General features: G+C 75.4%; 7 protein-coding genes. 2 read left to right on the forward strand and 5 right to left on the reverse strand.

Going from position 1 to position 6,487, the window contains the following annotated elements; genetic code table 11:
• Positions 1-157 precede the first annotated feature (157 nt).
• From PUR61_RS23380 to pdxR, 3 genes are all read right to left on the reverse strand, one after another.
• Positions 158-973 (reverse strand): DUF1963 domain-containing protein, encoded by an 816-nt coding sequence (locus PUR61_RS23380; RefSeq protein WP_329881315.1) that lies wholly within the window; start codon positions 971-973, stop codon positions 158-160.
• Positions 974-1,183: 210 nt separating this feature from the next.
• On the reverse strand, positions 1,184-1,693 hold the full coding sequence (locus PUR61_RS23385; RefSeq protein ID WP_329881316.1) for a hypothetical protein: 510 nt from the start codon (positions 1,691-1,693) through the stop codon (positions 1,184-1,186).
• 168 nt (positions 1,694-1,861) lie between these two features.
• Positions 1,862-3,397, reverse strand: coding sequence for a MocR-like pyridoxine biosynthesis transcription factor PdxR (pdxR, locus tag PUR61_RS23390; RefSeq protein WP_329881317.1), 1,536 nt, complete (start codon positions 3,395-3,397; stop codon positions 1,862-1,864).
• Between the two features lie 228 nt (positions 3,398-3,625).
• Here pdxR and PUR61_RS23395 point away from each other — a divergent pair, with 228 nt between their 5' ends.
• Positions 3,626-4,630, forward strand: a complete 1,005-nt coding sequence (locus tag PUR61_RS23395) for an ATP-binding protein (RefSeq protein WP_329881318.1) — start codon at positions 3,626-3,628, stop codon at positions 4,628-4,630.
• On the opposite strand, the gene PUR61_RS23400 is transcribed toward PUR61_RS23395, so the two are convergent.
• Positions 4,608-4,895 (reverse strand): hypothetical protein, encoded by a 288-nt coding sequence (locus PUR61_RS23400; protein ID WP_329881319.1) that lies wholly within the window; start codon positions 4,893-4,895, stop codon positions 4,608-4,610. The genes PUR61_RS23395 and PUR61_RS23400 overlap by 23 nt on opposite strands.
• A gap of 302 nt (positions 4,896-5,197) precedes the next feature.
• Here PUR61_RS23400 and PUR61_RS23405 point away from each other — a divergent pair, with 302 nt between their 5' ends.
• Complete coding sequence (locus PUR61_RS23405) at positions 5,198-5,506, forward strand: chaplin family protein (protein WP_329881320.1); 309 nt, start codon at positions 5,198-5,200, stop codon at positions 5,504-5,506.
• Positions 5,507-5,591: 85 nt separating this feature from the next.
• Here PUR61_RS23405 and PUR61_RS23410 read toward each other — a convergent pair whose 3' ends face one another.
• Positions 5,592-6,005 carry a universal stress protein gene (locus tag PUR61_RS23410; protein ID WP_329881332.1) on the reverse strand — a complete coding sequence of 138 codons (414 nt, stop codon included), beginning with the start codon at positions 6,003-6,005 and terminating at the stop codon, positions 5,592-5,594.
• Between the last annotated feature and the right edge of the window lie 482 nt (positions 6,006-6,487).

The following is a 6,487-nucleotide window of genomic DNA, read 5'->3' on the forward strand; positions in this document are numbered from 1 at the left end:
GGTCCCTCGTTCCGGGCCTCACCCCAGCCTAGGACGAGTCCGCCGGTTCCCGCCGTTCGTCCGCCCGGCGGTCGCCCGGCGGTTGCCCGGCCGTCCCGGGCGGAAGGCCGGTGCGGGGCCGGTACCGATCAGGTCGGGGGTTCCGCGCCCGCCCCCGTCAGACGGTCTCGAACCCGTGCCGGACCAGGTCGAAGCGGCCCGCCGCGAGGTCCTCGTCGGTGATCCAGAACGAGACGTCGGCGCACGCGCCCCGTGCCGTGTCCAGCGCGCCGCCCCCGATCTGGAGCAGCGGCCGGTGGCCCTCGGGGCGTCCGGTGTCGGTGTCGCACCAGCCGAGCACCCGCACGGCCGGCCGGGGCAGCTGGTCCGCGAGGTCGAGGGCGAGGTCGAGCGCGACCAGGAAGTCGTCGGGGAACAGGTTCTCCAGCTCGCGGTCCTGGTAGGACGGCGCGGAGAGCGCCCACGACGCCCGGACCGGGACGGCCGGGACGGCGGGTGTGCCGTGCTCGCTCGGCGGTGCCGCTCGGGGCGGCGCCCCGGCGGGCACGTGCAGGACCCGGCAGCCGCGGCCGCTGAAGTCCGCGAGCCACTCGTCGTGGAAGAAGAGCAGCAGACCGTCGGTGGGAAGCGGCCAGCGGTCGCCGGGCCCGGTCGCCCGGAACACCCCGGCCAGTCGGGCGCAGTCCAGCTGGGCCAGGAAGCGCATCGGACGGCCGGAGAACGCGGGCCAGGCCGTCCCGGCCGGCAGCGCGGGCAGCCCGCCGAGCCGGCCCTCGTCCCTCTCACCACCACCCGTCTCGCCGTCGCCGGTGACCGGCCCGAGGACCAGCGAGGAACGGAACAGCCGGTGCACCAGCGGTGCGAGCCGGTCACCGGCCCGTGCGCGGATCGCCGCCGCGACGGCCTCGGGGATCGGCGGCGCGCCCCCGCCCGGGGCGGTCGTCGACATGTCAGTGGTCACCGGTTCGGCCATGCGCCGAGCCTGCCATCCGGGTCCGACAATCCGCGGGGCGCACGGGCCGCACACGCGGCGGACCGCCGACCCGGTGGGCCACCGACGCCCCGGGGGGAGACACCGGAGTCCCGTCAGGTGCCGGTACGGGGGCGATCGGCACCTGACGGGGGTTCCGGGCGGCCCCGGCCGGGCGCTGCGGCCCGGAGCGGGGGCGGGGCGGGGTCGGGATCAGGAGCAGGTGACCTCGTTGCCGGGGACGTTGAAGATGCCGGAGTCGGAGGCGGTGCCCGAGGCGTACTCGTAGTAGAGGTACGTGTAGAAGTCGATGCGCGCACCGTTGCCGCAGGCCGAGTCGGCGGCGATGTCGTAGGTCAGCGTGACGGTGGTGGTGGCACCCGCCGCGACCGGCACGGAGTGGTGGACCAGACCGCTGGTGGCGCCGGTGTCACAGCTGCTCACGTTGCCGCCGCAGGACGCGAAGGCGTACTTCAGGCCGGTGGCCTGGGTCGTGCCGTAGGTCGGCTGGATGGACTCGTAGAGGAACTGCACGGGGGTGTCGTGCGGGTTGGTCAGGGTCAGGGTCAGGGTGACCGAGGAGCCCGGGGTCGCCGTCGCCTTGTCGGAGGACACGGAGAGCAAGGGGGTGTCGGCATGGGCGGGGGCGGCCGAGAGGAGCAGGCCGATCAGGAGGGCGAGGATCGCGGGCAGGCCGAGGCGGCTCAGGAATGATGTGCGCATGACCATGGAGCGTAGGCGGGCTGCCCCGCCCCGGTGTTCTCCTCCGCACCGGTCCGTACCGGCATATGACAGCGGAGCGGACGCCCGGAACCACTACCTTCCGGTTCCGGCCCCGCCGGAAGGCCGGACACCCTACCCTTTGCTCCCGGCCCCGCGCCGGACGGCCGCTCAGAGCGGCTCCGGCAGGATGTCGCAGAGCGCGTCGAGTGCGGCCGGGTAGGCGTGGTCGGGCGGGGTGGAGTAGCCGACGACCAGTCCGTCGGAGGCCGGCATCGCCTCGGGCGTGACCAGCGGGTGCCGGTAGTCCGCGAGGCCGTCCAGGGCCAGCCCCCGGTAGGCGGCCGCCTTGAGGACCGACCGCTCCGTTCCGGGTGCGAGCCGGAGCACCGCGTGCAGGCCGGCCGCGATGCCGGAGACCTCGATGTGCGGGGCACGCGAGGCCAGCGCGGCGACCAGCGCGTCCCGGCGGCCGCAGTAGCGCCGGCGCATCCGCCGGACGTGCCGGTCGTAGCCGCCCGAGCCGATGAACTCCGCGAGCGTGAGCTGTTCCAGCGCACTCGCCCAGGCCTCGCGCTCCCCCTTGGCCGCGAGCACCCGGTCGACCAGGTGGTCGGGCAGCACCATCCAGCCGATGCGCAGCGCGGGGCTGAGGCTCTTGCTGACGGTGCCGAGGTAGACCACCCGCTCGGGATCGAGGCCCTGCACCGCACCGACCGGCTGGCGGTCGTAGCGGAACTCGCCGTCGTAGTCGTCCTCCAGGATCAGTCCGCCGCGTCCGCGCGCCCAGTCCACCACCGCCGAACGCCGCCCGGCGTGCAGCGGACCGCCGGTCGGGAACTGGTGGGCCGGGGTGAGCAGGACCGTCCGGACGTCCGGGTGGCGCGCCAACTCGCCGACACGGGCGCCGCGTTCGTCCAGCGAGAGGGGCACCGTGGTCGCCCCGGCGGTGGCGATCAGCCCTCGGTGGAAGGCCAGCCCGTACGCCTCGACCGCGAGCGGTCCGGTGGTCCGGGCGGGCAGCACGGCCCGCGGACCGTCGAAGAGCAGTCGCAGCCCGTGGGCGAAGCCGGAGCAGACCACGATCCGCTCCGGATCGGTCCGTACGCCGCGCACCCGGGCCAGGTAGTCGGCGAGGACGTCGCGAAGCTCGCGGCGGCCCTGCGGATCGCCCGGTCCGAACGCCTCGTTGGGCGCGGCGGTGAGCGCGCGCCGCCCGGCGGCGAGCCACGCGGTGCGGGGGAAGGAGGCGGTGTCGGGCCGGCCCTGCCGCAGGTCGTGGGCGGGCTGCGGCGGCCGGGACGGCCGGCGGGCGCGGGTCGGGGCGACGGGCTCGGCCCGGTCGGCGACGGCGGTGCCCGAACCCTGCCGGGCGGTGAGCCAGCCCTCGGCGACGAGCTCGGCGTAGGCGTCGGCGGCGGTGTTGCGGGCTATGCCGAGGTCCGCGGCGAGGGCGCGGTAGGGCGGCAGACGGGTACCGGGGGCGAGCCGGCCGCTGCGGATCGCCTCACGCAGGGCGCCCATCAGGGCGGCGCGGCGGCTGCCGGTGACGGGGAGGTCGAGATGCAGGTCGGCACCGGACGGACCGTCGCCGGCGCGGGCCGCGCCGGCGGCCCCCTCGTCCGGTCGGTCGGCGGTCTCCCGGGGCGCGCGTCCGGCAGGACGGCGGCGGGGTGTCCGGGGCGGCTCGACCGAGATGTCCGTCATGGTCAGGCAGCCTATCGCCGGACCGGGCCCGCCCCCGGGGCCGGGCCCGGCGCCCCGCCGCCGCCCCCGGAGCGCGGCGGGGTTGCCGGGGGCAGGGGCCGGAGTTCACGGGGCACCCGGCGGGAAAGGGGAGGATAGCCGGGGCCGCAGGTGTGGCCACCTGCGAGGAAAGGTGCGGGGACGGTCGTGGGCACTGGGGTGGGAGCGGTCGGGTCGACCGTGGGGACGATGGTCGGGCGGGGTCGCGAACAAGCGCTGCTGGCCGCGTTCGTGACGGAGCCGGGGCCCGGGGCCCTGCTCCTGCGGGGCGAGACGGGAGTGGGGAAGAGCGCGCTGCTCGACCACGCCGCCGCGCACGCGGCAGACGCCGGGCACCTGGTGCTCCGGGCCGCCGGGGCCGAGGCGGAGAGCGAGCTGCCCTTCGCGGGACTGCACCAGTTCCTGCACCCCCTGCTTCCACGGGCCACCGGCCTGGACGCCGCCCGCCGGGCGGTGTTCGACGTCGTCCTCGGGCGCGGCGACGGGGCGCCGCCGTCGCTGATGTCGCTGGGGATCGCCGTCCTCGACCTGCTGTCCCTGACCGGTTCCGAGCGGCCGGTACTGCTGGTCCTGGACGACGGCCAGTGGGTCGACGCCGCCAGCGCCGACGTGCTCGGCTTCGTGGCGCGCCGGCTCACCGCAGGTCCGGTACGCCTGCTGGTCGGCGTGCGGTCCGAGGTCGCCTCCGGGTTCGACGCGGCGGCGCTGGCGGAGCTCCCGGTGGCCGCGCTGCCGGACGGCGACGCGGAACGGCTCCTCGACCGGCGCCACCCGGGTCTCGACCCGGGGGTGCGGCGGCTGGTCCTCGACCAGGCCTGCGGCAATCCGCTCGCGCTGCTGGAACTCCCGCCGTACGTGGGAGCGGCCCACCGGAGCGGGGGCGCTCCGGGCGGCGGGGGTTCCGCCGCCGGCGGACCGGCGACCGGCCCGCACCCGGCCGGACTTCCGCGCCGCCTCCAGCACGTGTTCGGCACCCGGATCGAGCGGCTGGACGACGCGGTGCGGGAGGAACTCCTGCGCGCGGCACTCGACGGTGCGGGGACGAGGAGCGGCGGCCGCGCCGCGCGGTACCGGATGCGGGACGTCGACGAGGCTGCGGCCTCCCGGGCACGGCGGACCTCCCGGGCGCGGGACGGCCGCGCCCGGGAGGTCCGTACGACCCCGCCGACGCCTAGTCGATGCGGACGGAGTTGACGATGTACGAGCGCACGTCGTTGCGGGTGCGCTCGGCGAGCGTCGAGTCGGTGGAGTAGGCGCTGACGGTCAGCCAGACGTTCCGGCCCTGCGGGACGCAGACGACGGTGGCGATCACGTTGCCGTTGCCGCCGATCACCTGGTAGTCGCCGTCCCCGGCGAGGTCCCAGACCTGGAAGCCCTGGCGTTCGAGGGCGGTCTGGGCCAGACCGAGACAGCTGCCGAGGTTGTCGTTCTTGGTGAAGGTGCCCCAGTGCGCGTACATGCGGGTCTCCCGTTCGTGCCGCGGCCGGGTGGCCGCGGGCCGCTGCCGCGGCCCGTCCGTCGAGCATCGGGCGGCCGATGTCCCGGAAACACGGGGCGGGTGTCCCGGTCGTGCCCCGTCCCGGTGCCCGGGACCGGAGCAGGACCGCGGTGTCGGACGGACCGGTGGCGCGAGAGCGGGCAAGGCAGGTGGGCCGGCCGGGCTCGGCGGCTGCTGCATCGGGGTGGGGTTCCGACTGCGCTCGGGTGATCGCACGGTCGGATCATGTGGTCATCGGCGTGTCGGCTGGCTATTCCTTCCCCATGACCAACACCAGGAAGTACCTGCTCGCCGCGGGCCTGAGCGCCGCGCTGGCCGTCATCTCCGCCGGTCCCGCCCTCGCCGGCGGCTGCGACGACTCCGCGCACAGCGCCCCCACCCAAGCCGCGCCGCCCTCCTCGGCCTTCCTCGGCGGGGGCGGCGGGGGCGGGGGAACCACCTGTATCAACACCGGCGGCGCCTACGCCAGCGGCGTCGTGGCGGGCTCCCCCGGCGTGCTCTCCGGAAACCAGATCCAAATCCCGATCAGCATCCCGATCAACATCTGCGGCAACGGCGTCTCCGTGCTCTGACCCCCCTCGCACCGCACAGGGCCGCGGCCCCGGCATCCGCCCGGGACCGCGGCCCTCGTCGCCTCCTCGTCCGCGCGCCCTTCCCCTACGGCACCACCGTGACCGGCCAGCGCCCCGCCTTCACCAGCCGCACCGCGACCGAGCCGATCACCCGGTGACCGGCCTGCTCGGAGGCCCCGACCACCACCGCGTCCGCCCGCAGCTCGTCCGCCAACCGCGCCAGACCCGTGAACGGGTCGCCCCGGACGGTCAGGAAGCGCCAGTCCAGCCTCCAGACGTCGCGCAGCCGGTGCTCGGCCTCGCGCAGGGTGTCGAGCAGCTCGTCGGCGATCTCCCGGGTGGTCTCCTCCACCGCCGCGCCCGCGAGCGCGGTGGCCGCACCGAGCACCGGCTGGATGTACGCGACCGCCAGGGTGGCGTGCTGCCGCCGGGCCAGACCGGCCGCGTAGGCGGTGGCCCGCCAGGCGGAGTCCGATCCGTCCAGCCCGGCCAGGACCATCTTGGGGCCGTCCGTCCCCAGCTCGAACCCGGTGGGCGCGACCGCCGCCCCCGGCTCCCCGGTCCCCTCCCCCACCTCGTCGAAGGCCTCCGCGTCCCACCGCTCATCGCTCTCGTTGCTCATGGCCCGAGGCTATGCCGAGCACTCCCGGTGCCTGCACGGGGCACGGCGGGTGAGGGCTGTGGTGCGGGCCACCCGGAGGCGGGTGACCCGCCACCCTTTCCACCACCCCCGGCAGAGACACCGTCACCCACCGTCGACCATGTGCGCGGCCTCACAGCCCCACCCCTGTGGCCCGGACCACTTCCCACCCCCCAACGATCTTGAAAATAGGGACATTTGCCTTCAAAACACCCCATTTCCTTGATCCTTACGACCGGTAACCACCCCCTGACATGCCTAAACCTCAGAATCCTTGAAACCCCCACCACCACCCCCGTAACTTCGAACCCGTTGCACCGAGCACACCGCTCACCAGGGCC

The sequence above is a fragment of the Streptomyces sp. BE20 genome (assembly GCF_036322525.1).
In the GTDB taxonomy this organism is placed as follows: domain Bacteria; phylum Actinomycetota; class Actinomycetes; order Streptomycetales; family Streptomycetaceae; genus Kitasatospora.

Bases quoted from the DNA above. Each gene is read 5' to 3' on its own strand.
- PUR61_RS23380 (WP_329881315.1), bottom strand. From the start codon at position 973: ATGGCCGAACCGGTGACCACTGACATGTCGACGACCGCCCCGGGCGGG.
- PUR61_RS23385 (WP_329881316.1), bottom strand. From the start codon at position 1,693: ATGCGCACATCATTCCTGAGCCGCCTCGGCCTGCCCGCGATCCTCGCC.
- pdxR (WP_329881317.1), bottom strand. From the start codon at position 3,397: ATGACGGACATCTCGGTCGAGCCGCCCCGGACACCCCGCCGCCGTCCT.
- PUR61_RS23395 (WP_329881318.1), top strand. From the start codon at position 3,626: ATGGTCGGGCGGGGTCGCGAACAAGCGCTGCTGGCCGCGTTCGTGACG.
- PUR61_RS23400 (WP_329881319.1), bottom strand. From the start codon at position 4,895: ATGTACGCGCACTGGGGCACCTTCACCAAGAACGACAACCTCGGCAGC.
- PUR61_RS23405 (WP_329881320.1), top strand. From the start codon at position 5,198: ATGACCAACACCAGGAAGTACCTGCTCGCCGCGGGCCTGAGCGCCGCG.
- PUR61_RS23410 (WP_329881332.1), bottom strand. From the start codon at position 6,005: ATGGTCCTGGCCGGGCTGGACGGATCGGACTCCGCCTGGCGGGCCACC.